General features: G+C 61.0%; 27 protein-coding genes. 9 read left to right on the top strand and 18 right to left on the bottom strand.

Annotation, left to right across the window (positions count from 1 at the left end; all coding sequences use genetic code 11):
* Nucleotides 1–24: 24 nt before the first annotated feature.
* A complete protein-coding gene (locus tag ACR0DO_RS09030) occupies nucleotides 25–633 on the top strand; it encodes a LysE family translocator (RefSeq protein WP_480558071.1) in 609 nt (202 codons plus the stop codon).
* On the opposite strand, the gene ACR0DO_RS09035 is transcribed toward ACR0DO_RS09030, so the two are convergent.
* Entirely contained in the window at nucleotides 634–2,661 is a 2,028-nt protein-coding gene (locus ACR0DO_RS09035; protein WP_480558073.1) for a 2,4-dienoyl-CoA reductase FMN-binding domain-containing protein, read from the bottom strand. It lies immediately after the preceding gene.
* 137 nt (nucleotides 2,662–2,798) lie between these two features.
* Between ACR0DO_RS09035 and ACR0DO_RS09040 the strand changes: the two genes are divergently transcribed.
* The 3 genes from ACR0DO_RS09040 (at nucleotide 2,799) to ACR0DO_RS09050 (ending at nucleotide 5,583) form a co-directional block, all read left to right on the top strand.
* Complete coding sequence (locus tag ACR0DO_RS09040) at nucleotides 2,799–3,284, top strand: RNA pyrophosphohydrolase (protein WP_480558075.1); 486 nt, start codon at nucleotides 2,799–2,801, stop codon at nucleotides 3,282–3,284.
* Nucleotides 3,285–3,421: 137 nt separating this feature from the next.
* Nucleotides 3,422–4,747, top strand: a complete 1,326-nt coding sequence (locus tag ACR0DO_RS09045; protein WP_480558077.1) for a radical SAM protein — start codon at nucleotides 3,422–3,424, stop codon at nucleotides 4,745–4,747.
* Entirely contained in the window at nucleotides 4,744–5,583 is an 840-nt protein-coding gene (locus tag ACR0DO_RS09050; protein ID WP_480558079.1) for a DUF547 domain-containing protein, read from the top strand. The genes ACR0DO_RS09045 and ACR0DO_RS09050 overlap by 4 nt, the downstream gene beginning before the upstream one ends.
* A gap of 4 nt (nucleotides 5,584–5,587) precedes the next feature.
* Here the strand turns inward: ACR0DO_RS09050 and ACR0DO_RS09055 are convergent, their stop codons facing one another.
* The gene (locus ACR0DO_RS09055) at nucleotides 5,588–6,577 is read right to left on the bottom strand and encodes an adenosine kinase (protein WP_480558081.1); all 990 of its coding nucleotides are present in this window, start codon (nucleotides 6,575–6,577) and stop codon (nucleotides 5,588–5,590) included.
* On the bottom strand, nucleotides 6,574–7,218 hold the full coding sequence (nth, locus tag ACR0DO_RS09060; protein ID WP_480558083.1) for an endonuclease III: 645 nt from the start codon (nucleotides 7,216–7,218) through the stop codon (nucleotides 6,574–6,576). Before nth ends, ACR0DO_RS09055 begins: the two co-directional genes overlap by 4 nt.
* 118 nt (nucleotides 7,219–7,336) lie before the next feature.
* On the opposite strand from nth, the gene ACR0DO_RS09065 reads away from it, so the two are divergent.
* Complete coding sequence (locus ACR0DO_RS09065; protein WP_480558085.1) at nucleotides 7,337–8,188, top strand: methylated-DNA--[protein]-cysteine S-methyltransferase; 852 nt, start codon at nucleotides 7,337–7,339, stop codon at nucleotides 8,186–8,188.
* Nucleotides 8,189–8,232: 44 nt separating this feature from the next.
* Here ACR0DO_RS09065 and ACR0DO_RS09070 read toward each other — a convergent pair whose 3' ends face one another.
* A complete protein-coding gene (locus ACR0DO_RS09070; protein ID WP_480558087.1) occupies nucleotides 8,233–9,672 on the bottom strand; it encodes an aldehyde dehydrogenase family protein in 1,440 nt (479 codons plus the stop codon).
* A 183-nt stretch (nucleotides 9,673–9,855) separates the two neighbouring features.
* Between ACR0DO_RS09070 and ACR0DO_RS09075 the strand changes: the two genes are divergently transcribed.
* Nucleotides 9,856–10,506 carry a peroxiredoxin gene (locus ACR0DO_RS09075; RefSeq protein WP_480558089.1) on the top strand — a complete coding sequence of 217 codons (651 nt, stop codon included), beginning with the start codon at nucleotides 9,856–9,858 and terminating at the stop codon, nucleotides 10,504–10,506.
* A 70-nt stretch (nucleotides 10,507–10,576) separates the two neighbouring features.
* Here ACR0DO_RS09075 and ACR0DO_RS09080 read toward each other — a convergent pair whose 3' ends face one another.
* The 6 genes from ACR0DO_RS09080 to ACR0DO_RS09105 form a co-directional block, all read right to left on the bottom strand.
* Complete coding sequence (locus tag ACR0DO_RS09080) at nucleotides 10,577–11,308, bottom strand: glycosyltransferase family 25 protein (RefSeq protein ID WP_480558091.1); 732 nt, start codon at nucleotides 11,306–11,308, stop codon at nucleotides 10,577–10,579.
* 70 nt (nucleotides 11,309–11,378) lie between these two features.
* Entirely contained in the window at nucleotides 11,379–12,068 is a 690-nt protein-coding gene (locus tag ACR0DO_RS09085; RefSeq protein WP_480558093.1) for an outer membrane protein, read from the bottom strand.
* A gap of 151 nt (nucleotides 12,069–12,219) precedes the next feature.
* Nucleotides 12,220–12,720 carry a helix-turn-helix transcriptional regulator gene (locus tag ACR0DO_RS09090; RefSeq protein WP_480558095.1) on the bottom strand — a complete coding sequence of 167 codons (501 nt, stop codon included), beginning with the start codon at nucleotides 12,718–12,720 and terminating at the stop codon, nucleotides 12,220–12,222.
* Between the two features lie 44 nt (nucleotides 12,721–12,764).
* The gene (locus ACR0DO_RS09095) at nucleotides 12,765–13,037 is read right to left on the bottom strand and encodes a PepSY domain-containing protein (RefSeq protein ID WP_170443986.1); all 273 of its coding nucleotides are present in this window, start codon (nucleotides 13,035–13,037) and stop codon (nucleotides 12,765–12,767) included.
* 211 nt (nucleotides 13,038–13,248) lie between these two features.
* Nucleotides 13,249–15,399, bottom strand: coding sequence for a polyribonucleotide nucleotidyltransferase (gene pnp / locus ACR0DO_RS09100; RefSeq protein WP_170443984.1), 2,151 nt, complete (start codon nucleotides 15,397–15,399; stop codon nucleotides 13,249–13,251).
* Nucleotides 15,400–15,612: 213 nt separating this feature from the next.
* Complete coding sequence (locus ACR0DO_RS09105; RefSeq protein ID WP_480558097.1) at nucleotides 15,613–16,452, bottom strand: hypothetical protein; 840 nt, start codon at nucleotides 16,450–16,452, stop codon at nucleotides 15,613–15,615.
* 296 nt (nucleotides 16,453–16,748) lie between these two features.
* Here ACR0DO_RS09105 and ACR0DO_RS09110 point away from each other — a divergent pair, with 296 nt between their 5' ends.
* Nucleotides 16,749–18,350, top strand: a complete 1,602-nt coding sequence (locus tag ACR0DO_RS09110) for a BCCT family transporter (RefSeq protein WP_480558099.1) — start codon at nucleotides 16,749–16,751, stop codon at nucleotides 18,348–18,350.
* 75 nt (nucleotides 18,351–18,425) lie between these two features.
* Here ACR0DO_RS09110 and ACR0DO_RS09115 read toward each other — a convergent pair whose 3' ends face one another.
* Complete coding sequence (locus tag ACR0DO_RS09115) at nucleotides 18,426–19,196, bottom strand: nuclear transport factor 2 family protein (protein WP_170443977.1); 771 nt, start codon at nucleotides 19,194–19,196, stop codon at nucleotides 18,426–18,428.
* A 182-nt stretch (nucleotides 19,197–19,378) separates the two neighbouring features.
* Here ACR0DO_RS09115 and ACR0DO_RS09120 point away from each other — a divergent pair, with 182 nt between their 5' ends.
* On the top strand, nucleotides 19,379–19,756 hold the full coding sequence (locus ACR0DO_RS09120; RefSeq protein WP_170443975.1) for a winged helix-turn-helix transcriptional regulator: 378 nt from the start codon (nucleotides 19,379–19,381) through the stop codon (nucleotides 19,754–19,756).
* A gap of 97 nt (nucleotides 19,757–19,853) precedes the next feature.
* Here ACR0DO_RS09120 and rpsO read toward each other — a convergent pair whose 3' ends face one another.
* From rpsO to rbfA, 6 genes are all read right to left on the bottom strand, one after another.
* Nucleotides 19,854–20,123: a 30S ribosomal protein S15 gene (rpsO, locus tag ACR0DO_RS09125; protein WP_170379357.1), complete on the bottom strand. Its 270-nt coding sequence runs from the start codon at nucleotides 20,121–20,123 to the stop codon at nucleotides 19,854–19,856.
* A 143-nt stretch (nucleotides 20,124–20,266) separates the two neighbouring features.
* Nucleotides 20,267–21,325, bottom strand: a complete 1,059-nt coding sequence (locus ACR0DO_RS09130) for a calcium-binding protein (RefSeq protein ID WP_480558101.1) — start codon at nucleotides 21,323–21,325, stop codon at nucleotides 20,267–20,269.
* Between the two features lie 94 nt (nucleotides 21,326–21,419).
* Nucleotides 21,420–21,923, bottom strand: coding sequence for a DUF1643 domain-containing protein (locus ACR0DO_RS09135; protein WP_480558103.1), 504 nt, complete (start codon nucleotides 21,921–21,923; stop codon nucleotides 21,420–21,422).
* 21 nt (nucleotides 21,924–21,944) lie between these two features.
* Nucleotides 21,945–22,850, bottom strand: coding sequence for a tRNA pseudouridine(55) synthase TruB (gene truB / locus ACR0DO_RS09140; RefSeq protein WP_480558105.1), 906 nt, complete (start codon nucleotides 22,848–22,850; stop codon nucleotides 21,945–21,947).
* 54 nt (nucleotides 22,851–22,904) lie between these two features.
* A complete protein-coding gene (locus tag ACR0DO_RS09145; protein ID WP_480558107.1) occupies nucleotides 22,905–23,648 on the bottom strand; it encodes a phosphodiester glycosidase family protein in 744 nt (247 codons plus the stop codon).
* Nucleotides 23,645–24,040, bottom strand: a complete 396-nt coding sequence (gene rbfA, locus ACR0DO_RS09150; RefSeq protein ID WP_170401134.1) for a 30S ribosome-binding factor RbfA — start codon at nucleotides 24,038–24,040, stop codon at nucleotides 23,645–23,647. The genes ACR0DO_RS09145 and rbfA overlap by 4 nt, the downstream gene beginning before the upstream one ends.
* A 91-nt stretch (nucleotides 24,041–24,131) precedes the next feature.
* On the opposite strand from rbfA, the gene dapB reads away from it, so the two are divergent.
* On the top strand, nucleotides 24,132–24,941 hold the full coding sequence (dapB, locus tag ACR0DO_RS09155; RefSeq protein ID WP_170443965.1) for a 4-hydroxy-tetrahydrodipicolinate reductase: 810 nt from the start codon (nucleotides 24,132–24,134) through the stop codon (nucleotides 24,939–24,941).
* A gap of 6 nt (nucleotides 24,942–24,947) precedes the next feature.
* Here dapB and ACR0DO_RS09160 read toward each other — a convergent pair whose 3' ends face one another.
* Nucleotides 24,948–25,805, bottom strand: coding sequence for a hypothetical protein (locus tag ACR0DO_RS09160; protein ID WP_480558109.1), 858 nt, complete (start codon nucleotides 25,803–25,805; stop codon nucleotides 24,948–24,950).
* Nucleotides 25,806–25,809: the final 4 nt, after the last annotated feature.

The following is a 25,809-nucleotide window of genomic DNA, read 5'->3' on the forward strand; positions in this document are numbered from 1 at the left end:
TGCCAGCCCATAGAGGAGGCTGACATGTCGCTGGAGTTCTTTCTGACATCCTTGATTGTCGTGTTACTGCCCGGAACCGGAGTGATCTACACTCTGGCGATCGGTCTTGGACGCGGGTTCCGCGCCAGCTTTGCGGCGGCGGTAGGATGCACATTGGGGATCGTCCCGGCAGCTTTGGCCAGTATCATCGGACTTGCCGCCCTGTTGCATACCAGTGCGCTGGCGTTTCAGGTCATCAAGTATCTGGGCGTCCTGTACTTGTTCTACATGGCTTGGGGGATTGTCAAAGACGGTGGCGCCATGGAGGTCAACGCCGAGAAATCCTCGGCAGGTCATCTCAAGATCGCGGTGACCGGGACGTTGATCAATGTGCTGAACCCCAAGCTGTCCTTGTTTTTCCTGGCCTTTCTGCCTCAGTTTCTGCCGGCTGGCACGGCGAATGCCGGTTTGGAGCTGGCAAAGCTGGCCGCCGCCTTTATGGCGATGACCTTTGTGGTCTTTGTCGGATACGGTGCCTGCGCCGCCCTTGCACGGGACTACGTCATTCGCAGGCCTGCCGTGATGGCCTGGATCAAACGGTGTTTCGCGACAGCGTTTGGGGCGCTGGGCGTCAAGCTGGCGCTTTCGGAGTGATCAGAGGGCGGCTGCCAGCCGCGTCCCCTGATTGATTGCCCGTTTCGCATCCAATTCCGCCGCCACATCCGCGCCGCCGATCACATGCGGGGTGATCCCCCGTTCGATCAGCGCATCCGCAAGGCTGCGTTCGGACACCTGACCGGAACACAGCACGATCGTGTTTGCGGCTATCACGGTGGGGTCGGCGCGTTCTTCGCCAAAGCTGATATGCAGACCGTCGTCGTCGATGCGTTCGTAGTTCACGCCACCCACGAAATTGACGTCCTTCATCTTCAGCGTTGCCCGGTGAATCCAGCCGGTTGTCTTGCCCAGTCCCTTGCCGTGTGCCTGTTTCTTGCGCTGCAACAGAGTAATGTCGCGCGCGGGGGCTTCGGGTTGCGGGCCTTCAGGTGCCAGGCCCGAGCGATGCTGCTCCGGGTCGGTCACGCCCCATTCCTTCATCCAGGCGGGCAGGTCGGTGGTGATGCTGTGGCCGTTCTCCAGCAGGAATTCGGACACATCGAACCCGATACCGCCCGCGCCGATAACGGCGACGGATTTGCCGACCTTGGCCTTGTCGCGCAGCACGTCGATATAGGTGATGACGTTGTCGCGATCCTGCCCCGGAATCTGCGGATCGCGTGGGGTGACACCGGTGGCGATGATCACCTCGTCAAAACCGGTCAGGTCGTCGGCGCTGACCTCTCGGTTCAATTCCACCTTGACGCCCAGATCAGCCATCATGGTGCGGTACCAGTCGACCAGCCCCCAGAACTCTTCCTTGCCCGGCACCTGTTTGGCCATGTTCAGCTGGCCACCAATCTCGGCGGCGCGGTCGAATAGGGTCACGTCATGGCCGCGCTGCGCGGCGGTCATGGCGGTGGAAAGCCCGGCCGGACCGGCACCAACGATGGCGACGGTCTTCGGCGTCTCGGCAGTGCCAATCTCCAACACGGTCTCATGGCAGGCGCGCGGGTTGACTAGGCACGAGGTCAGCTTGCCGCTGAAGGTGTGATCCAGACAGGCCTGGTTGCAGGCGATACAGGGTGCGATCTGCGCGGACTGACCGGCCATCGCCTTGTTCACAAATTCCGCATCCGCCAGCATGGGGCGGGCCAGAGATACCATGTCGGCGCAGCCCGTGGACAGAACCTCTTCGGCCACTTCCGGCGTGTTGATCCGGTTCGACGTAATCACCGGGATGCCGACCTTGCCCATCAGCTTTTTGGTCACCCAGGCAAAGGCCGCGCGCGGCACGCTGGTGGCAATGGTTGGAATCCGCGCCTCGTGCCAGCCGATGCCAGTGTTGATGATCGTGGCCCCGGCCTTTTCGATCCGCTGGGCCAGTTCCACAACCTCTTCATGGGTCGAGCCATTGGGGATCAGGTCAATCATCGACAGCCGGTAGATGATGATGAAATCGGTGCCCACGGCCTCACGCGTGCGGCGCACCACCTCGATCGGCAGGCGCATCCGGTTTTCATAGGACCCACCCCAGCGGTCGGTGCGCTTGTTGGTGTGGGTCACAAGGAACTGGTTCAGGAAATACCCCTCGGAGCCCATGATCTCGACCCCGTCATAGCCCGCTTTCCGGGCCAGAACGGCGGCGTTTACGATATCGCTGATCTGTTTCTCGATGCCTTCCTCGTCCAGTTCATTGGGCGGAAAGGGCGAGATCGGAGATTTCACCGGGCTGGGGGCCACGCATTTCGGACCATAGGCATAGCGCCCCGCATGCAGGATCTGCATGGCGATCTTGCCGCCTGCCTCATGCACCCGCTGTGTGACGATTGCATGGTTCGCGACCTCTTTGTCGTTGGTCATCATCGACGCGCCGGGCAGAACCGAGCCTTCGAGGTTCGGACCAATGCCGCCCGTCACCATCAGCGCCACACCTCCGCGCGCCCGGTCGGCGTAGAATTCAGCCACGCGGTTCCAGTCGCCGGTTTCCTCAAGCCCCGTGTGCATCGAGCCCATCAGGACGCGGTTCTTCAACGTGGTAAAGCCCAGATCCAGCGGGGCCAGCATGTTTGGGTACGCAGTCATGGCGAACTCTCCCTCCCGATTCTTAAGTGCTAGATTGACGTTCACGTCACCTTTGTCACGCAGAACCTAACGTCACACCCTTTGCTGTTCCTGAACCGCTTGATACAGAGTTGTCAGAGCAACGTACGAGGCCGCGCATGACCCCCGAAGAAATCGCCAAACTGCCCTATCGCCCCTGCGTCGGGCTGATGCTGATGAATGCCGAGGGTAAGATCTTCGTTGGCCAGCGCAATGACCGCCACGCGGACGCCTGGCAGATGCCCCAGGGCGGCGTGGACAAGGGCGAAGCTCCGCGCGACGCAGCCCTGCGCGAGCTGTGGGAAGAAACCGGTGTGACGGCTGAACTGGTTGAGGTCGTGGCCGAAACCGACGGCTGGCTGCCCTATGATCTGCCCCATGACATCGTGCCAAACATCTGGAAAGGCCGCTATCGCGGGCAGGAGCAGAAATGGTTCCTGCTGCGCTTCACCGGCCGCGACGATCAGATCAATATCGAAACCGACCACCCGGAATTCACCCGCTGGAAATGGCAGGACCCCGGCAAGCTGATCGAGGAAATCGTGCCGTTCAAACGCGAAGTGTACGCGCAGGTGATTGCAGCGTTTGACAGCTATCTGGGCTAAGGGCGGCACCTCATCCTGCTGATCACCCCGCGACAACTTGCCGTGAGGGGGCGTGGTTCGGGTTCCGGCACCTCTCTAGCTTGGTGGGCATGAAAGACGTTGTCCCCATACAACCCGCCCTCGTTCCCGCCGGACGCATGTTCAAAGGCACAGACCAGCGCGCGCCCCTGCGAAAGGGGCTGCAAAGCTGCGGTGAATACGGCCCCGGCCAGACGGCGGGACGGTTCTATCCCATCGCCTGCGTCGCACTGGAGGTCACGCAGCGCTGCAATCTGGACTGTTCGCTGTGCTACCTCTCGGACCGGGCCGAGATGACCTATGATCCGCCGCTCTCGGTGCTGTTCGCGCGGCTGGCGACGATCCGCAGCCATTACGGCACCGGGGTTTCGGTGCAATTGACCGGGGGGGATCCGACCCTGCGCAAGGTGGCGGATCTTGAGGCGCTGTGCCGCGAGATTCGCCGTTTGGGGATGCGGTCCTGCCTGATGACCAACGGCATCCGCGCCAGCCGGGCGATGCTGACACGGCTGGCGGCGGCGGGGCTGGACGATGTGGCTTTTCACGTGGATATGACGCAGGACCGCAAAGGGTTTCGCAGCGAGGTAGAACTGAACACCGTGCGCCGCGCCTATATCCGCAGGGCGCAGGGGTTGGGGCTGCGTATTCTGTTCAACACCACCGTTTTTGGCGGCAATTTCGATGACCTCCCGGCGCTGGCGCGGTTCCTGCGGGATTGCCCCGAGGTCGCCTTTGTCTCGTTCCAGATGCAGGCTGATACCGGGCGTGGCGTTTTGCGTGCGCGGCCCGATGCGATCACGCAGGACAGCGTCGCGCGTGCGATTGAGGCGGGTTACGGGACGCCGCTGCATTTCGGCACGGCTGCGGTGGGGCATTCCAAATGCAACCGCTACGCCAGTGTCGTCACCGCCGGAGGGCGCGCGGTGTCGCTGTTGTCGAACCGGCGCCTGGTGCATCGGGTGATTGCAGCGTTGGAAGGGGTGGATGACAGGCAGGACGCTCATATCCGTATTCGACCAAAGTTGCGGCGCGCGATCCGGCGTCACCCATTGCTGGCGCTGCGTGCCGTGGCACATCTGGCAGTGAGCATGGCGCGCCTGGGGCCGGGTCTGCTGCGCGGTCCGGTGCGGCGGCAGGTGGTGTTCATTCACAACTTCATGGCGGCGGATGCGTTGGAGGAGGACCGCTGCGCCTCGTGTGTGTTCATGGTGGCCACGGCGAACGGCCCCTTGTCGATGTGTGTGCACAACGCCCAGCGGGATCAGCATCTGGCCAGCCCGGACCGGATCGACGGACCCACCGGGCCAAGCTGGTGGAACGCGGCGGTGCCCCGTTTGTCCGCATGTTCGGACTTGCCTGACCTGAACGACCCTGCACTGGCGCCGCTTAAACGGTTGAAGGGGCAGATGCGGGCCGCGCGCCAGACCCGGAAGGATGCCTCATGAAAAGGCTATTGATCCTGTTGCTGCTTCCCCTGCTGGCCGCCTGTGCCAGCGTCGAACGTCTGGCTTTGCCCGCGCCCGAGGTGTTGCCGGGGCAAACGCTGACCCGCTTTGCCTCTGCGCCGGGCCAGCAAGTCGATCACCGGGATTGGACGGCGTTCCTGTCCCGCTATGTCGCGTCGGATGCCCAGGGTGTGAACCGGTTGGCCTATGGGCAGGTGACGCCGGCGGACACGGCGCGGCTGGACGGGTACCTGGCCAACCTGCAAGCCGTTGACCCAACACGCCTGACCCGAGATCAGCAACTGGCCTATTGGATCAACCTTTATAATGCCGTGACGGTGGATGTGATCCTTGAGAACTATCCGGTCACCTCAATCCGCGACATCAAGGATGGCCCCCTGTCCATCGGCCCCTGGAACCGCCCGCTGGTGCAGGTCGCGGGGCAAACGCTGACTTTGAACGATATCGAACACCGCATCATCCGGCCCACGTTCGACGAGCCGCGCATCCATTACGCGTTGAACTGCGCCGCCGTGGGCTGCCCCAACCTGATGAACCGCGCCTGGCAGGCCGAGACGCTGGAGCGTGACTTTGCCGCCGCCGAACGCGCCTATGTCAACGATCCGCGCGGGGTCCGGTTTGACGAGCGCGGGCGGTTGATCCTGTCAAAGATTTATATTTGGTTTCGTGAAGATTTCGGCGCCAACGAGCAGGCAGTTCTGAATTATCTCCAGACAGTGGCCGATCCGGATGTGCGCGCGCGGTTGCAGAACACCGCGCGCGTCAATGCTTATAAATACAACTGGGCCTTGAACGACGCTGCTGCGGCGTTCTGAAAGGTCAGAGCAACCCTTCGGCGCGCAGCAGTTCCTGCATATTCGCCTCAGGCCGCGGGCCGATATGGCTGATCACTTCGCGGGCGCAAACATTGCCGATCTTGGCACAGGTTTCATAGTCGCGGCCCGTGGCCATGCCGAACAGGAACCCGGCAGCAAACTGATCGCCCGCGCCGGTCGCGTCTACTGGCACCACCTTTTCCACCGGCACGTCGACGCGCTGACCATCATACAGGACGGTCACGCCGTCGCCCGAACGGGTGCACACGACCAGAGGACAAATCCCGGCGGTTTTCGCCAGCGCCTCTTCCAGATCGTCGGTCTCGAACAGCGATTTGATCTCGGCCTCGTTGCCGATCACAAAATCCAGCTCATTCTCGATCAGCAGCAGGAAATCGACCCGGTGGCGTTCCACGCAGAACGGGTCTGAAATCGCGATCCCCGCCTTGCCACCGCCCTTGTGGCAATTGCGCGCCGCCTCAAGAAAGGCCGCCTTGCCCTTTTCCTTGTCGAACAGATAACCCTCAAGGAACATGATCTGGCTGTTGCCCGCCACGTCCTCGGAAACATCTTCGGATGACAGTTCTGACGAAATCCCCAGATAGGTGTTCATCGACCGCTCACCATCGGGCGAAACAAAGATCATCGAGCGCGAGGTCGGCAGCTCTCCACCCGGGACCGGAGGGTTCACGAAATCGACGCCATCCTCGTTCATCGCATCCGCGTAGAACCGACCCAGAGCGTCGTCATGCACGCGTCCGATGAACGCCGCGCCCAGACCCAGCGCACCGGCACCGGCAATGGTGTTGGCCACCGATCCACCCGGTGTCTGCACCCGACCTTCCATCGAGGCGTATAGAACTTCGCCGCGTTCCTGCTCGATCAGCTGCATGATGCCTTTTTCGATGCCCATCAGCTCCAGAAAACTGTCATCGGCCTGGGAAATCACGTCCACAACGGCATTGCCGATGCCAGTCAATTGGTAGGTTTTCATAGATTCTTGTCCTCAAATTCGCAGAGATCGCGGATGATACAGGTACCGCACATGGGTTTGCGGGCTTTGCAGTGATAGCGGCCATGCAGAATCAGCCAATGATGCGCATGCAGCTGGAAATCGGTTGGGATATTGTCCTCGATGGCGCGTTCGACCGCGTCAACATTCTTGCCGGGGCAGATGCCGGAGCGGTTGCCGACGCGAAAGATATGGGTGTCCACCGCCTGCGCCGGATAGCGCCACCACATGTTCAGAACCACATTGGCCGTCTTGCGCCCGACCCCCGGCAGCGATTGCAGCGCGGCGCGCGAATTGGGGACCTCGCCATCATACTCGTCGACCAGAATACGGCTGAGCTTGATGACGTTTTTGGCCTTCTGCCGGAACAGGCCGATGGTCTTGATATGCTCGATCAGCCCCTCTTCGCCCAGATCCAGCATCTTTTGCGGCGTGTCGGCGATCTTGAACAGTTCTTTGGTGGCCTTGTTCACGCCCGCATCGGTGGCCTGCGCCGACAGCGCCACGGCCACGACCAGAGTATAGACGTTCACATGGTCCAGCTCGCCCTTGGGTTCGGGGTCGGCCTCGTGAAAGCGGGTAAAGATCTCGCGGATCTTGTGATATCCAAGTTGTTTTGCCATCCGGGCCTTAATGCCGCCCGTGGACCCGTGACACAAGCCCAAAGCCAATGCGCATGTTCCGGGTCGCTTGGGCGTGACCGGCGCGCTATGTTGAGATCCAGACAAAGAGGTGAGAGACATGAACGTCCAGACCCCCGAAAGCGGTTATCACTACAACGTCATGCGGCGCGCGATCGAGCTGATTGATCAGGGTGGCGAAAGCCTGAGCCTTGAGGAGCTGGCCCGCCAGATGGACATGAGTCCGGCGCATTTCCAGCGCCTGTTCTCGCGCTGGACCGGAGTGTCGCCGAAACGGTATCAGCAATACCTGACATTGGGCCATGCCAAGGCGCTGCTGCGTGAACGCTTTACGACGCTGGAAACCGCGCATAACGTCGGCCTTTCCGGCAGCGGCCGCCTGCACGACCTGTTCCTGAAATGGGAATCCATGAGCCCCGGCGAATACGCCCGCAAAGGCGCGGGCCTGACGATCTATTGGGGCTGGTTCGAAAGCCCCTTTGGCCCGGCGCTGGTGATGGGCACCGACAAAGGCATCTGCGGCATGGCTTTCGGCGCCGAGACCGGCGAGGCAGAGGCGATGGAGGACATGCTCTCGCGCTGGCCGCAGGCGGAATTTGTCGAGGACCCGATGCGCCTGCGCCCCTGGGTCCAAAGCGCGTTCGGTTCGGTCAGCGACCGGCTGGAACCGACGCCCTTGTACCTGATCGGCTCACCGCTGCAGATCAAAGTGTGGGAGGCGCTGATGCATATCCCCTCCGGTCAGGTCACGACCTATTCCGAGATTGCGGAAAGAGTGGGTTCGCCGCAGGCCGTTCGGGCGGTGGGTACTGCCGTGGGGCGCAACCCGGTCAGCTGGCTGATCCCGTGCCACCGGGCGCTGCGCAAATCCGGTGGTTTGGGTGGCTACCACTGGGGCCTGCCGGTCAAACGCGCCATGCTGGCCTTCGAGGCCGCTCAGGCGGATGCCTGAGTCGTAGAGCGAGGCACCGTCAGGTGCCTCACAACTGGATCAGGTTACTCTGCGGCCCAGCCGCCGACGGCTTTGACTTCCAGAAAATCTTCCAATCCCCAAACGCCGCCTTCGCGTCCGTTCCCGGACTGTTTCATCCCCCCGAACGGAGACCCGGCGCTGCGCGACTGGCCGTTCATTTCCACCATGCCTGACCGCAATACGCGGGCCATGCGGTTGGCCCGCGCGCCGTCCTGCGTTTGCACGTAATTGGTCAGGCCATAGGGCGTGTCATTGGCAATCTCGACCGCCTCTTCTTCGGTGTCGAAGGGGATCATGGTCAGGACCGGGCCAAAGATTTCCTCGCGCGCGATGGTCATCTGGTTGTTGGCATCGGCAAAAACCGTGGGCCGCACGTAATAGCCCTTGTTCAGACCCTCGGGCCGGCCGGTACCGCCCGCGACCAGCCGGGCGCCTTCGTCGATGCCTTTCTGGATCAGGTCCTGAATCTTGGTCCACTGGACCTCGTTCACCACCGGGCCGATATGGCGGCCTTCTTCCAGCGCCGGTCCGACTTTGACCATGTTTGCCACCTCGGCTGCTGTCTCAACCGCCCTGTCATAGATCGGGCGCTGCACCAGCATGCGGCTGGGGGCGTTACAGCTTTGGCCGGTGTTCTGCATCATGTGCAGCACGCCGCGTTTGACCGCCTTTTCATCCGCATCGGCGAAGATCACATTCGCGCCCTTGCCGCCTAGTTCCAGATGCACCTTCTTAAGCGTATCCGCAGCCGCCTTGGAAATCGCCATGCCCGCGCGGGTTGATCCGGTAAAGCTGACCATATCCACATCCGGATGCGACGACAGTTGCGAGCCCACACCGACACCATCGCCGTTGACCAGATTGAACACGCCGGGCGGAAAGCCGGCCTCATCCATCATCTCGGCAAAGATCATCGCGTTCAGCGGGCTCTGTTCCGAGGGTTTCAGCACCATTGTGCACCCCGCAATCGCCGCCGCGCCGACTTTGAGCGTGATCTGGTTCATCGGCCAGTTCCACGGCGTGATCAAGGCGGCGACGCCGACGGCTTCAAAGATGATCCGGTCATTGGGGGCGTGATCGCCCAGCGGGCGGTCGAACTGAAACGCTTTGGCCGCACGGATGAAATTGGTCAGGTGATACATCCCGGCTCCGGACTGCGCGCTGCGCGACAGATCCAGCGGCGCGCCCATCTCAAGCGACATCGCCTGCGCCAGATCTTCGGAACGGGTCTGGTAAATCTCGACCAGCCTCTCGACCAGCGGGATGCGGTCCGCGACCGGAGTCGCCATCCAGCCGGGCAGGGCGGTCTTGGCGGCGGCGACGGCGGCATCCGTGTCCGCCTGTGCGCCCAGCGAGATCACAGCGCAGGGCTCCTCGGTTGAGGGGTTGATCACCTCGAAGTCATTGGCCGCCGACGGGGCGACCCACTGACCGTTGATATAGAAATCGCGTTTTTCGATCATGGTGCATCCTCCTGTGCCCGCAGGCTGAAACCGATGTGTTGGGGCACTCTGGCACCAGCGCAGGGTCGCGGCAAGCAATAATTTGATCAAATTATTTAACGGCCTAAAATGGTTTAACAATTGCGCAAAGTGTTTAGGTTTACGGCAACCGACTCGGGTTTTTCACAAGAGAGGAGATTTACCATGGGTTTGCGCATCAACGATACGGTTCCGAATTTCACCGCAGAAACGGATCAGGGCACCGTTCAGTTCCACGACTGGATTGGCGACAGCTGGGCCATCCTGTTCTCGCACCCCAAGGATTTCACCCCTGTCTGCACCACCGAGTTCTCGGCCGTGGCGCAGCTGAATGACGAATGGGCGGCGCGCAATACCAAGGTGATCGGCGTATCGGTGGACAATGTCGAGGATCACAAGAAGTGGAAGAAGGACATTGAGGAATACGGCAAGGCCAATCCCGGCTTCCCGATCATCGCCGATGACGGTCTGGCCGTGTCCAAGGCCTTCGACATGCTGCCCGCCGAAGCCTATCTGCCCGATGGCCGTACGCCCGCCGACAGTGCCACCGTGCGGTCGGTCTTTATCATCGGGCCGGACAAGCAGTTGAAACTGTCGATGACCTATCCGATGACCGTGGGTCGGAACTTTGCCGAGATTCTGCGGGCGCTGGACGGGTTGCAGATGTCGGCCAAGGGCGTCGCTACACCGGCCAACTGGGTGCCGGGTGAGGATGTGATCATTCCGCCCGCAGTGTCGAACGACGAAGCAAAAGAGAAGTTCGGCGAGTTCGAGACGATCTTCCCCTATCTGCGCAAAACCAAGGCACCGTCCTAAGGCGGGGCCGGGTCAGGGGGGCTGTCTGCCCCCCATCGCGCCTTGGGCGCGATTCCCCCCGAGGATATTTTTAGACAGATGAAGCAGGCGGGCGCTGTGGGTGCAGGTGGAGCTGCGCCCGGTAAGCCGCGCGTTTGACTTCGCGGGTCAGTTTGTCTGACAACGGCGGTTTGGTCTGGATGGTCGAGCCGCCTATTTCGCCTGCGACCTCCTGATTGCCGCTGCCTTGCAACGCATGGATGGGCTGGCCGGTCAGCCAATGCATCTGCAGGAAGGTGTCCACCGGACGGTCGATCTTGTCGGTGACGGCCAGCAAGCGTTCGGCGGCGCGGCGACCCACCACCTGACACACGCATTGCAGGCCGATCACCTTGGGCAGGATCAGGCGCAGCCCATTTTGCTCGGCCAGGGTCTGGGCCGGGGCTTCGCGTTGTTTTACCGGGATGCGGATGTAATGATCGGGTGTGGCAAGCGGGGCCAGCATGTCCAGCGCCGCGGCCATGCGGGTGGGGTCGATACGCAGGTCATCCTCGGTGATGATCGCCAGATCGATCTTTTCCTCGACCAGCTTGCGCCAGATACGGCGGTGGCTTTCGAAGACACCGATTTCGGCCGGGCGCAGGGCAAAGGGGTAATGGGGTCGGTGCAGGGTGCCCGGATACAGCTGAACCCCGGCGATCTGGTCCGGGTCGCGGCCGTTCACGGCTTCGAACAGTTCAGCATTGGGCAGGTCGGCGCATAGCCGGTCAGCATTGGGCCGCCGGGCCGTGCTGGAAGACATATGGATGACAAAGGAACGCATGATCCCGTGCATAGAACACGGGACCATGGGGGGAAAGAGAAACCGGAGAGAAACTCTTGCCCCAGGGCGCTCAGAATCCGTAGCGCAGGCCGACATTGACGCTGAACACGTCGATATCGTCTTCGACCGTGCCGGTCCGGGTGCCGTTGGGGGCCAGGCGTTCGGACGAGACGTCGAAGGCGCGGGAATAGCGGGTGTCCAGCGTCAGCGCGACGTTCGGGTCGATCTCGTAGGCAACACCGGCAATGACCTGTGCGGCAAAGTTCGTATCGCTGTCATCCAAAGTCACGCCCGGCCCATAGGAGAAATCCACATTGGTATAGGTGGCGCCCAGTCCAAGGCCGACATAGGGGGTGAAGGCTCCGGCCCGTTTGAAATCGACCAGCACGTTGGCGAACAGCGAGGTCTGCGTGACATCGCCCGAGATGTTGCCCTCGGCGCCCGGTCCATTGCCCGAGAAATTCACCCCGTCCACGTCGCTGTCGCGATAGGACAGTTCCAGTTCAACCCGCGTGCCGATCCGGTCGTTGGACCATTGCGGGATCTCGGTGCCAATCGCAACACCCAGCCCGTAACCGGCGTCAAAATCCGTATCCACCGACTGCGACGACCCGTTGACCGTGCCGCCGAAGTCGCTGTCCTGCAGCTGGCTGTAACCGGCAAAGCCCTGAATATAAAGGTCTTCTGACAAGCTTTGCGCGGCCAGTGACGATGCGCTGACCGTCAGGGCCGCCGAGGCCAAAATGAGACGCGTAACCATAACCATGTCCTTCGTTCCGAGTTCGGTATGGTCCACATGTGGGCGGCGTCGGCCGGAAGGAAAGGTGCAGGTCCATCACGTCGTGTCACAGGTTTTTGGGACTGTGTGAGTGAAGAAATCTGCCGCTGGCACGAAGCTGCAGCAGACTGGATCAGGGTGCTGAATTCGGACCTTCGGCGCCCTGTTCAATCAACGGTTCGGACAGCAGCTCATCAATGAAAAAGCTGAGCAACTGCAGCCGTCCTGCGACGCCTGCCTTGCGATACACTGCGGCGCACTGGGCTTTGATCGTGCCCTCTTTGGTTTGTCGCAATTGGGCGATTTCCGCGATCGAAAGCCCCTTGATCGACAACAGGGCCACGTCGCGTTCGGCTTGGCTGAGGTTCCAGTCACCGAATTGGGCATCGATAAGCTGTGCAAACGCGCCTTGCGCAACGCTCAACTGCCGCTGCATCTCGTGCACACGCCTGTTCTGGGATCGGATCAGTGCGATGGTCGCGGCGAGGCCTCCGATCAGGGCCAGTGCCAGGACCAGTTCAAAACTGTGCAGGTGGCGAAAGCCCGTGCTTTCCCCGCCGGTCCAGTCCAGCACTGCATCGGTCATGAAAAAGGCGGCGCAGACGGCCTGCACCACCAGAAGGAGCCAAAGCAATGACGTTTGAGAAAGCTTCATGCGGCCCCTGTGATTTAACCCGGTCAGTCGTCGTCCTGCTCGAGTTCGATGGCGGTGACCACGCCGTCGGTCTTGGACAGGACCAGCTCAGTTTCCACGCCATCCTTGACGAGTTCAACCTCGATCTCGCCATCTTCGAACTCGATCTCTTCGATTTGGTATCCCTGTCCTTCCAGCGCGGCGCGGATGTCGGCCTCGGTGGTGCCCAGTTTGTCACCCAGCCCGACATTGGCCAGCGCCAGAACGGGCGTGGTTACGATCAATCCGGTCAGGGTCAGCAGTTTCAAGGTTTCCATATCGCATCTCCTTTTTGCGTTGTGGCGATGCGATAGAGCTGGGGGCGGGGTAACGGCGCTGCGATTGGCTTTTAGTTGAATTGGCGGGAATTGAACCGAAGTTTATGCGGGAAATCAGGCCTTGACGAAGCCCGCCCAATCCAAGGCACCCTGCCACAAAAAAGGCCCCGGCGTTTCCACCGAGGCCTTTGTAACTTGAAAAAAGAACAGATTACTCTGCGCTTTCCTCTTTCTTTTCTTTCTTCTCGGGCACGATCTCTTCGCCGGTTTCCTGATCGACAACTTTCATCGACAGGCGGACCTTGCCGCGATCGTCAAAGCCCAGCAGCTTGACCTTTACTTCCTGACCTTCCTTCAGAACGTCCGACGGATGATTCAGGCGGCGGTTTTCGATCTGGGACACGTGGACCAGACCGTCGCGCTTGCCAAAGAAGTTCACGAAGGCACCGAAATCGACGATCTTCACGACCTTACCGGTGTAAACCTGACCCTCTTCCGGCTCGGCCACGATCGAGTGGATCATCTCATAAGCCTTCTTGATCGATTCACCATCGGGCGAGGCGATCTTGATGACGCCGTCGTCGTTGATGTCGACCTTGGCACCCGAGGTTTCCACGATCTCGCGGATAACCTTACCGCCCGAGCCGATCACTTCGCGGATCTTGTCGGTGGGGATGTTCATGGTCTCGATGCGCGGGGCGTGGACCGAGAATTCGTTGGTCTCGGACAGGGCTTTGCCCATCTCACCCAGGATGTGCATCCGGCCGTCCTTGGCTTGCGCCAGGGCTTTTTCCATGATCTCGGGCGTGATGCCGGCAACCTTGATGTCCATCTGCAGCGAGGTAATGCCGTTTTCGGTTCCCGCCACTTTGAAGTCCATGTCGCCCAGGTGGTCTTCGTCACCCAGAATGTCCGACAGGATGGCGTACTCGCCGTCATCTTCCAGGATCAGCCCCATGGCCACACCGGCAACCGGTGCTTTCAGCGGAACACCCGCATCCATCATCGACAGCGAACCGCCGCAGACCGACGCCATCGAGCTGGAGCCGTTGGATTCGGTGATCTCGGACACGATGCGGATCGTGTAGGGGAAGTCGGTCGCCGCAGGCAGAACCGCCTGCAGGGCGCGCCATGCCAGCTTGCCGTGGCCGATCTCACGACGGCCCGGGCCACCGACGCGGCCAACTTCACCAACCGAATACGGAGGGAAGTTGTAGTGCAGCAGGAAGTTCGATTTGAAGTTGCCGTGCAGAGCGTCGATGAACTGTTCGTCGTCACCGGTGCCCAACGTTGTTACGGCCAGAGCCTGCGTTTCACCACGGGTGAACAGGGCGGAACCATGGGTACGGGGCAGCATCGAGGTTTCTGCAACGATCGAACGGATATCGGTGGTCGAACGACCGTCGATCCGCTTGCCGCCCTTGACGACGTCGCCGCGCAGAATGCCAGCTTCCAGCTTTTTCATTGCGGAACCGAGGTTGCCGTCTTCCAGCTGCTCTTCGGTCAGCGCTTCCTTGATCGCTTCACGGGCAGCGGCGACAGCGGCGGTGCGCTCTTGCTTGTCGGTGATTGCGAACGCGGCGCGCATCTGCTCTTCACCGGCGGCCTTAACGGCAGCGGACAGTTCGGAGTAATCCGGTGCCTGGAAGTCGAACGGCTCTTTTGCGGCTTCTTCGGCGAGGCTGATGATCAGGTCGATGACCGGCTGGATCTGCTCATGCGCAAAGTTCACCGCGCCCAGCATTTCCGCCTCGGACAGTTCGTAGGCTTCCGATTCAACCATCATCACGGCGTCTTTGGTGCCGGCAACAACCAGATCCAGACGCTGTTCAGGGTTCAGGCGCAGGTCCTGCATGTCATCGACGGTTGGGTTCAGAACGTATTCACCATCCTCAAACCCAACGCGGGCACCGGCGATCGGGCCGCGGAACGGCGCGCCCGAGATTGTCAGCGCAGCAGAGGCAGCGATCATCGCGACGATGTCGGGGTCGTTGACCAGATCGTGGCTCAGCACGGTGCACATCACCAGAACTTCGTTCTTGAAGCCATCAACGAACAGCGGGCGGATCGGACGGTCGATCAGACGCGCAGTCAGCGTCTCTTTCTCGGTCGGGCGCGCCTCGCGCTTGAAGAAGCCACCCGGAACCTTACCGGCGGCATAGTATTTTTCCTGATAGTGGACGGTCAGCGGGAAAAAGTCCTGACCGGGTTTTTGAGCCCGCGCAAAGGTCACGTTCGCCATGACGCTGGTCTCACCCAGTGTGGCGATCACGCTGCCGTCGGCCTGACGGGCAACCTTGCCGGTTTCCAGTGTGAGCGTCTCTTCGCCCCACTGCATAGATTTCTTTGTTACATCAAACATATGCGTATCCTAGAAGGGAGCACTCCCGGCCCTCCGGGTCTCCCGTTTTGCATGGCGGCCCCATTGCCGCCGACCCCACTTTATCTCGGTCTGAGTGCCGGGGTCAGGGCACAACGTCTCAGATATCGCGCGCATACATGAGATTGCGGTCAAAGGAAAGCAAAACCGCACGGTGGATGGCGCCGATAAGCGCTGGATTGGCGCGATCGTGCCTTATACGGACCGCTCACGCGATTTACGCAATGCCCGGATGTCTTGTGCGGATTCTGCACCGGACGACTGGGCCGGGTCTTCTGCGTCGGTGGCCTGGAATTTCAGAAACGCCAGCGCCGCGATCGACCAGAGCCAGGAATACAGCCACAGCAACGCGCCGCTTGCGGCGACCCCTCGCAGAATGATCTCGAGGTCGAAATTTGGCAAACTCTGCGTGGTAAGGATCGAGACAACCGACAGAAGGATCGGCAACAGGGCGTACAAGGCGGTGAAAAACCCGAAATACAGCTGCAGGAAGATCGAGACGAAAAACACGCAGAACAGGGGAACAAAACTGCGCCCGAAACCGTTGAAAAAGGCGTGACTTGGGGTGCGGTGACCAGCGGAATGTGCAGCGCTGGCCATGGGCACGGCCATGACCGCATAGAACGCGGCCAACACAAAGGACATCACGATCATGCTGCTGCCCAGGGCAATGAATGCAAACGCGATTTGCGTGGCTTCTGCGGCATCCTGAATTGCGGCCCATGAAAGGGGCTCTCCGACCTGCCACATGGCAAAAGCCACTGCGGACAGATTGACCACAAGCGCCAGTACGATCAGGGCCGCAGCGCAGAACAACCCGTACATCGCCGCATACAAGACCATGGCTCGGTAATCCGTGGGTCGGGTATCCCCTTTCAGTTCCAGCGCTGCGCGTATGCCAAACAGGGTGAAAAAGGCGGTTGTGATCGGCTCACTGACATGGCTGGCCATCCCGAGCGTGAAGATACCCAAAACCGCCCAGACAACAGTCGAGGCAATACTGATCACAAGGACCGGGACGATCATGCGCAACATCACTCGGAACGACAGCAAAAGAGAGTTGAGGATTAGTATCACGGGGGAAATGTCAGCCAAAATCACCTAAGTATCGAAGCGCGAAACTACCTGAAGGAGAGTTGTGTGCAAGGGGGTGTCGAGAGGTCGATACATTCTCATGCGTGAATGCGTTTTGTGAAAAAGTGATTGCAGTGTAGGCTTTTACCACTGAACCCGCGGTCGAATGGACGGAAACGCGCCAGGGGCAGAACACTCATATCCGTCGGCCGCACGAATACCTTGGCGTTTGCATCTGGCGAACAGAGGGGCATCGAATGGCTCAAAGTAAGAAAATGCTGGATCCGGATCCGCGGATCTATGATTTCGAAACAGAGTACGAACTGGGGCAGGATAACGTCCGCCCGTTCGGTCTGGACATTCACAATCCGGTCTTCCTGATATCCAGTATCCTGATCTTTGCCTTCGTTCTGATCGCATTGGCCAATCAGGAAGCTGCGGCGACCTTCTTTGGCTGGCTTCGGCCCTGGCTGACCAGCACGTTCGACTGGTTTCTGGTGCTCTCGGTCGACGCTATCACCCTGTTCTGTCTGGTCCTGATCGTTCTGCCCGTCGGCAAGGTTAGGATTGGCGGCAAGGATGCCAAGCCCGACTATTCCTATGCCGGATGGATCGCGATGATGTTTGCGGCCGGTATCGGCATCGGGCTGCTGTTCTTCGGCGTCATGGAACCGGTTTATTACAACTTTGCCGAGGACGGGAATGCCGTGCCGCTGGGCATCGATATTGCGGTTCCGGGCAATGAATATGCCGGTATCGTCGGCACCATTCACCATTGGGGCCTGGAAGGTTGGGCGGTTTACGCCGCTGTCGGCCTCAGTCTAGCGATTTTTGCCTATAACCTCGATTTGCCGTTGACCCTGCGGTCTGCGTTCTACCCATTGCTGGGCGAGCGCGTCTGGGGCTGGTGGGGTCACATCATCGACACGCTGGCGGTGTTTGCGACGCTGTTTGGCCTGACGACCTCGCTGGGTCTGGGCGCGCAGCAGGTCGCGGCTGGCCTGAATGAGGTGTTCGGCATCGAACCAAGCCCCACAGTCACCGTGCTGCTGATCATCGGGATCACGCTGATCGCGCTGGGCTCGGTCCTGATGGGCATGGATGCGGGCGTCAAACGGCTGAGCGAGATCAACATGATCATGGCCGTGGGCCTGTTCATCTTCGTGATCGTTGTCACCGGTGTCGGCACGGCTATTGCGCGGTATTTCAACGTCATGGTGGATTACGTGACGCACCTGCCGGCCTTGTCCAACCCGTTCGGGCGTGAGGATACCAGTTACTTCCACGGCTGGACGACCTTCTACTGGGCCTGGTGGATCGCATGGTCGCCCTTTGTGGGCATGTTCATCGCCCGTATTTCCAAGGGCCGTACAGTCCGTGAATTTATCCTCTGCGCACTGCTGGCCCCGACCGCTGTCTGTGCGCTGTGGATGTCGACCTTTGGCGGTGCCGCTATCGACATGCTGAACGCTGGCGGAGCCGACGGTGTCCGTGCCACGGTGATCGACAGCTACGCCCCCGAGGGCGCGCTGTTCGGCTTCCTGAAAGAGCTGCCGCTATACAGCATCGTGGCTCCGATCGCGCTGGTTCTGATCGTGGTGTTCTTTGTCACCTCGTCTGATTCCGGCTCGCTGGTAATCGATACGATTACCGCAGGCGGCAAAATGGACGCGCCTGTTGTTCAGCGGGTGTTCTGGTGCACGCTGGAGGGCCTCGTGGCCATCGCATTGTTGCTGGGCGGAGGCCTCTCGGCTTTGCAGGGCGCGGCGGTTTCGACGGGCATTCCGTTTACGCTGGTGGTTCTGATGATGTGCTACTGCCTGTGGCTGGCGCTGAAGTCGGAACGGGCGAAGATGTAACCCGTCCATTGGGAAAGCAAACGCCCGCCAAATGGCGGGCGTTTCTTTTTGACCTTATGGGTCAACTGGCAGGGTTCAGAATTTGCCGTTGCCATGCGCCATTTCGGCGGGAATGGGTGACACGACATCCCAATGTTCAACGATTTTTCCATCTTCGACCCGCCACAGATCGAAGAACGCCCAAGGCTCGCCGCCCATGGTGGCATCTGTTGCCACAAACACGAAATTGCCCTCGGCGACAGCGAATTGCGGTTCGAACTTGGTGATCACCATGCCCTGCGCAGCAAAGGCCTCGATCGCGGCCATCAACCCCGACAAACCGTCGTCGATTGAGGGGTTGTGCTGCATGTATACCTCGGGATCCATGTAATCTGTGACGTTCTCGGGCGCAGCGCCCCCCAGAACGTCGCGCACGAAGCCCAGGACCAGTGCCTTGTTTTCCTGCGTTTTGTCGCGGTCGGCGATCTCGGTCGGCCCGTCCGTCATGCCGCGCCCTGACGCGGTTGTTTCGGGGATGGGCTGCAGGTTGTCCCAATGTTCGACAACCTTTCCGTCTTGCACGCGGAAAATGTCAAAAGCCGCAAGCGAGGACGCGCCAAACGCATCGGCATTGTCATAGGTGTTGTGCAACACGACCATGTCGCCTTCGGTGATCACGCGATGGGTTGTGGCGGTCATGCCGGATTGTGCGACCAGCGGGATCAAACCTATCAGCCCGTCCGCCCCGGTCGGAACCTGTGGATTGTGCTGGACATAGTCGGCCGTTACCAGCTGGCGTGCGGCGTCGGGGTCGTGTTCGATGAAGGCGGCCGAGAACAGGGCGAGGACAAGCTCTTTCGGGGTCATGGGTCAGTTCCTGATGATTCGAGTTGTGGCAATAGTTAGTATTAAAAACGCACCACATATCAATTACGCACTTTTTAGTCACGTGGTTACTTTAAGGATACTGTGTTGAAAAACAGGCGGTTGAATTGTGCGGTTTGGGTATTATGATCGCTTCAAGTATCAATTGCGCACCAGAGGCTCACATGCTCCCTATCGGCGTCAACAGCAAAGCCGAAGCGTCAAACTGCTCGATCCGTTCGGTTCTGTCCAACGTGACCGGCAAATGGCGCATGATCATTATTCTCGCGCTGGAAGATGAGCCGAAGCGATTTGGAGAGCTGAAACGCTGTATCGGCGATGTGACGCAACGGGTGCTGACGGAGAACCTGCGCGGCTTGCAGCGCGATGGCTATCTGACGCGGACAGTCGATCCTGGCCCGCCCGTTGCGGTATCCTACGCGTTGACGCCTTTGGGTCGCAGCCTGCTGGAGCTGCTCAAGCCGCTTGTGTACTGGTCTCACGAGCAAATGGATGAGGTTAAGACCGCGCGCATGGAATATGAACGCGCGCATCCGGATTGAACACCACGTCGGCTTTGTATCGACCAACAAAAAAACGCCCGCCAAATCGGCGGGCGTAAAACCGGTAAACCGGTTTCAGATCTTGTGCAAAAAGCGCTTAGCGGCGGATGCCCAGCTTTTTGATCAGGTCCTGATAGCGTGCTTCTTCCTTGCCCTTCAGGTAGTCCAGCAGCTTGCGGCGCTGGGCGACCATTTTCAGCAGACCGCGACGACCGTGGTTGTCTTTCTTGTGGGTCTTGAAGTGCTCGGTCAGGGTGGTGATGCGCGAGGTCAGGATGGCAACCTGGACTTCAGGCGAACCGGTGTCGCCCTCTTTGGTGCCGAATTCTTTCATGACGCGTGCTTTTTCAGCGGCAGTAATCGACATCGGGGTCTCCTTTAAAGGTTAGAGTTGATGGCGCAGGCCGGGATGTCGTCCAGCACAGGCCCATGGAGAAAACCGCACCGATTCCGATGCGGATGCGCGCGTATAAGCGCATTTGCGGCAAATGGCAAAGGGATTCTGCCCGGTCAGCCCAGTGCAGTCAGCTGCGCCAGCTCGGCCTCAGAAATCAGCTGGATGTCATCGGCGGTCAGTCCCTCGGCCCCCAGCAATTGCGCCACGTCCTGCCCGTCGATCAGCACATGGGTCAGGTTTTCGTTCTCGGCGTCCTGCTCGATCCGGATATCGGGGTCTTCGGCACCGTCCCAGGACACGAACAGCTTGTCCTGCCCGGGCTGGAAATCCATCACCGTCACGGCCTCATCCTCGGCCTCGGGGTCGAGGATGATGTCATCAGCGTCATCGCCGCCGGTGACGATATCCCCGCCCTCGGCCAGAATCGTGTCCTCTCCGGCGCCGCCATTCAGGAAATCGCGGGCTTGTTCGCCCTCGCCATCTTCGCCGGTCAGAAGGTCATCGCCGTCCCCACCGAACAATACATCCTCACCCGCGCCGCCGCGCAGCGTGTCGTCGCCATAGCCGCCATGCAGCGCGTCATCGCCTTTGCCACCGTCCAGCGTGTCGTCGTCCTGCCCGCCATGCAGCGCGTCGTCGCCCGCACCGCCATCCAGCTGATCCGCGCCGAAATGGCCATAGAGCTTATCGTCGCCGTCATCCCCGTTCAGCAGGTCATCGCCGGCCTCGCCGTGAAGAATGTCGTCATCATCCCCGCCCGAAATGGTGTCGGCGCCTCCCCCCCCGTGCAGCACGTCATTGCCGCCGCCGCCGTGGATCACGTCATCCGCGCCAAAACCGTTGATCTGATCGACGCCATCCTGCCCGGTCAGGATATCTGCATCCTCGGTCCCGGCAATGATCAGATCGCCCTGGAATTCCGAGATAATGGTGCCGGTTGATGGGGCGGGGTCTTCGGTCTCGGCGGTATCGTCCTCCGCACCGGTCTCATCCGGGGTCGAAGGGTCTTTGGCGCTGTTATCGATCTCGAGGAAATTGCCCTCGGTCACCTCATCGATCTGGTCTTCGGTGATATCGTCCTCTTCGGGCTCGTCTTCGGGCACGAAAACGTCGCTCATGGCGTAGGCGGCGCCACCGACGGCGGCCAGTCCAAGCAATCCGACCAAAAACATGGGAACCCTCCGTGAACGCACTGGCCCGAGGGTAAATGTCTCATGTGATCAGGCACTTGGTCAAAGCCGGACTGATCTTGTGGTTAACCCTTTGTCACCACGCTTCGGGTTGTTGCGTGTAGGCAATATAGAGCGGATGTTTCGGGTGTCCGTCCTTGGTTAGCCCCAGATGGAACAGCGGCTGGCCGGTGCTGCGCAGCAGGGTTTCGACCGCCGGGCCGCGGTCGAGATGTGCGCCATGGGTCCCCCAAGCGGCAATGACCTGATCAGCCCACTCAACACCATCCAGAATCGCGGCGTCGTTTTCAGGCCCCACCGGATCAACGGCGGCACGCATCTTGCGCGGGTCGGTGTCGCGCCAGGCAAAGATGTTGGTCACCTGAAACGCCCCGAACCCCAGCGCCCGCGCGCGGCGTTCGCAGCGTTCCACCGTGGGGTCGTTCTGAACCTCGGTCGCGGTCGACGGGTTCAGCATCACAAAAAGCGCCTTGCGTCCGCCCGCGTCCCAGGCGCGGGTCAGGCTGTAACGATATTTCTCGCAATCGGAATAGATGGCGGTCGAGGGCGCGTCGCCCTTGGTATGCGAACGGGTGATCATGTCACCCGCCTAACACGCCGTTCAGGCGACGAACACCCGGCTGGGATGCAATTCGCCGGATTTATAGATGCCCACGGCGACCGCCTTGCCATCCAGCGAGGCCCAGGCTTCATCGCCATATTCCACGTCCGAGGCCAGCACCATGCCCGGATTGCCGTTGCGCAGGCGGGTGGCGCCCTCGGGGGTGCATTTCAACTCGGGCAGGTCGGCGAGGCCGGTTTCCAGCGGATGCAGGTAGTCGTCCAGCGCCTCGGTCTTGGCCATCTCGTCGATCTGCTCGATGGTCATCCCGTCTTCGACTTCGAACGGACCCGACCAGATGCGGCGCAGTTCCTTGACGTGGCCGTGGCATCCCAAAGCCGCGCCCAGATCACGCGCGATCGAACGGACATAGCCGCCCTTGCCGCAGGTCATTTCCAGCACGACATGGTCCTCGTCCGGGCGGTCGACCAGGATCAGTTCCTCGACCCACAGAGGCCGAGCGGACAGCTCCACATCCTCACCATCGCGGGCCAGTTTATAGGCGCGTTGGCCGTCGATCTTCACGGCCGAGAACTTGGGTGGCACCTGCATGATGTCGCCCAGAAACGGGGCCAGCGCCTGCTTGATATCGTCATCCGAGGGGCGCGCATCGCTTTCCGCAATCACCTCGCCCTCGGCGTCATCGGTATTGGTGGCCTGACCCAGCCGCACGGTGAAGGTGTAGGCTTTCAATGCGTCGGTGATGTATGGAACGGTCTTGGTCGCCTCACCCAAAGCCACGGCCAGAACGCCGGTGGCTTCGGGGTCCAGCGTGCCCGCATGGCCCGCTTTCTTGGCGTCCATCGCCCAACGCACTTTGTTGACCACGGCGGTCGAGGTCATGCCCGCAGGCTTGTCCACCACCAGCCAACCGGAAATGTCGCGACCCTTGCGTTTGCGTCCCATGCTTCACCTAGATTCTTGCCGAGGCGCGCGGCCTAGCGGATCACCCTGCCGCTGTCAATTTGTCGGGACGTCCTCGACCACACCTACAATCGGCCCCAGCGAGAAGCCCACGTCAGACCGGTTGCCCGCCCGCTCGTACATCCGCGAGATATTGCCATCCAGAAACAGCGCGTTCGGCATGTCCAGAGCATCCCGAAACAGGCTGCCGAACTCGTGGAAAGTGACGTAATCGTCCGAGATCGCAAACACCGCGCGCGTGCCGTCGGCGCTGGTGCCCACCCCGTTGCGCACATAGCGCGAGGTCGAATCGGGCAAGAAGCGCGGATGCAGCTCTCCGTCGATCACCAGCATCGGGCCGGATTGGGTGGCAAAGCGGCAGCCGGGCGTCTGGTCGAGATAGTCCAGCGTTTCGAACACATCGGCGCGGCCGTCGCGGATGCAGAACACACCGTTGGGCAGCAGACCGAAATTGCCGGGGCCGGGGTTCGGGATCACCCGCATCTGCTCGTGACCCTCTTCGACATAGTGGCCGACGGGCGAGCGGTCGTCGTGATACATGCCAGCGTTCATTGCAAAGGCCAGCCGTTTGCCGCCAGGGGCCAGCGCCTCGTTCACCGAGGAGAAATGCCCAAGCAGATCGCCGTTTTCATCGTTCAGGAACAGGCGCAGGTCTTCGGATGCGGCGTCCACCTCGCAGATGGTGTACCGCTTGTCCTCATGGGTCAGCTTTTCACAGCTAACCGCAGAGGCTTGCGCCGCCCAGAGGACCGCGCCCAAAGTGGCCAGTGCGCGGATCACTCGTCCAGATCGCGGCGCACCGCGTCCTGTTCGAACATGCGGCGGGTATCGTCCAGACGATCGAACGTATCATCCAGCCGGAACCGCAGATCGGGTGAGAATTTCAGGTTCAGCTTCTTGCCGATCACGCGCCGCAGCTCTCCCTTGTTGCGGGCCAGCAGGTCGATCACGTCCTCTTGCCCCTTGCCGCCCAAGGGCAGCACATAGGCTGTGGCGATCTTCAGATCGGGCGAGGTGCGTACCTCACCCACGGTGATCGACATGCGGTTCAGGTCGGGGTCGTGGACATCTCCGCGCGCCAGAACCTCGGACAGGGTGCGGCGGATCAGTTCGCCGACGCGCAGTTGCCGTTGGGACGGGCCGGGGCCATCGTGAAATTTGTTCTTTGCCATACCCCCGATCTAAGCGCAAAGCGGGGCTTTGCCAAGCGGGCGCGAACGGGGTAGGAGGCTTTGAGCCGACTTTATGAAAGGGACCAGCGCAATGACCCATATTCCGGGGATCGTCATCACAGGGGCCTCGGGCCGTATGGGGCAGATGCTGATCAAAACCGTGACAGACAGCGATCAGGCGCGTCTGGTCGGTGTGGTGGAACGCGCCGGCCATGACTGGATCGGTCAGGACGTGGGCACGGCGATGGGCGGCCCCGCGCTGGGCGTCAAAGTCACCGATGACCCGCTGGAGGCGTTTGCGCAGGCGCAGGCGGTGATCGACTTCACCGCGCCCGAGGCGACGCTGGAATTTGCCGCCCTGGCGGCGCAGGCGCGCTGCGTGCATGTGATCGGCACCACCGGCATGAGCGACGAACAGATCGCGGCGCTGGAACCGGCGGCGCGTCACGCGGTGATCGTACGGGCCGGAAACATGAGCCTGGGCGTCAACCTTCTGGTGCAACTGACCAAAAAGGTCGCCGCTGCGCTGGACGAAGATTTCGACATCGAGGTGATCGAAGGCCACCACCATCACAAGGTCGATGCGCCCTCGGGCACCGCATTGATGCTGGGTGAGGCCGCCGCCGAAGGGCGCGGGGTCAATCTGGCGGACGTGTCCGATCGGGGCCGCGACGGCATCACCGGCGCGCGTCAACGCGGCAATATCGGTTTTCACGCCATTCGCGGTGGCGACATCGTCGGCGAACACGACGTCCTGTTTGCAGCTCCCGGCGAACGCATCGTGCTGCGCCATCTGGCCACCGACCGCGCCATCTTTGCCCGTGGCGCGCTGAAAGCGGCGCTGTGGGGGCAGGGCAAGGCGCCTGGTCAATATGACATGGTGGATGTGTTGGGGTTGTAAGCCCCGTCACCGGAACGCGGTCAGACCCGGCGCCTCTGCGCCGTCCAGTTCGACTTGTGCGAACAATGCGTCCAGCCGCTGATCCCAGGTTGGGAACTGACCGGTCACTGAATATGTCAGGCGCTCGGCCCCGATGGAAATTCCTAACGGGGCTGCTTCTCCGCCGATCACAATCTCACCAATCTCAGTCCAGTTGGCCGATGGGGGATAGGTGCCGGGGGCGGGTTCATCCGTTTGCCCCACACGGTAATAGACGCCCATTGTCACGATGTAGTCTTCACCAAACGGATCGGGGAAGAAAAAGCCGGAGGCATCGCGGGCCGCCAGGGCTTCGGCCTCGTCTCGCAGCAAGACTTTTTCGGCAAAAGGCAGGCCCATCTCGTCCAGCACTGGGCGCATGTCGTCAGATTGTGGCACGCTGACAAAGGCGATGCGCGCCGGGTCGAGGCCGAACCCCTCGGTCAATAGGCGCATCATCAGGCGGGTCGTGGCCTCACCATCGGCATTCGCGGGGTGACAGCCGACCTCGTGGAACAGGGGCAGCACGTCAGGGCGGTGTTGCTCGTCCACATCCGCTAGCCGCGCCAAGGGTTGGATGACAAAGGCATTGGACGGCAGGGCGGATTGATCGAAATCGTGCCGCAGCCCACCGTTATACTCTGCGTCCCCCGATACAATCGACAGCGGTTCGGATTCAGTGAACCCAAGCTCTGCGAATAACGCTTTCAGGCGCGTGAGCGTCTCGCTAAAGCTCTGTTCGAACGCCTCATTCCGGTCTGCCGCCGCAAGCGAGACGCGCGGCAGCAGCGTTCCGACCGTTGCCGCGGTTCCCAACTGGACAACTTTGCGTCTGTTCAGTCCCATCTGA

This window comes from Ruegeria sp. AM9 (assembly GCF_056540565.1).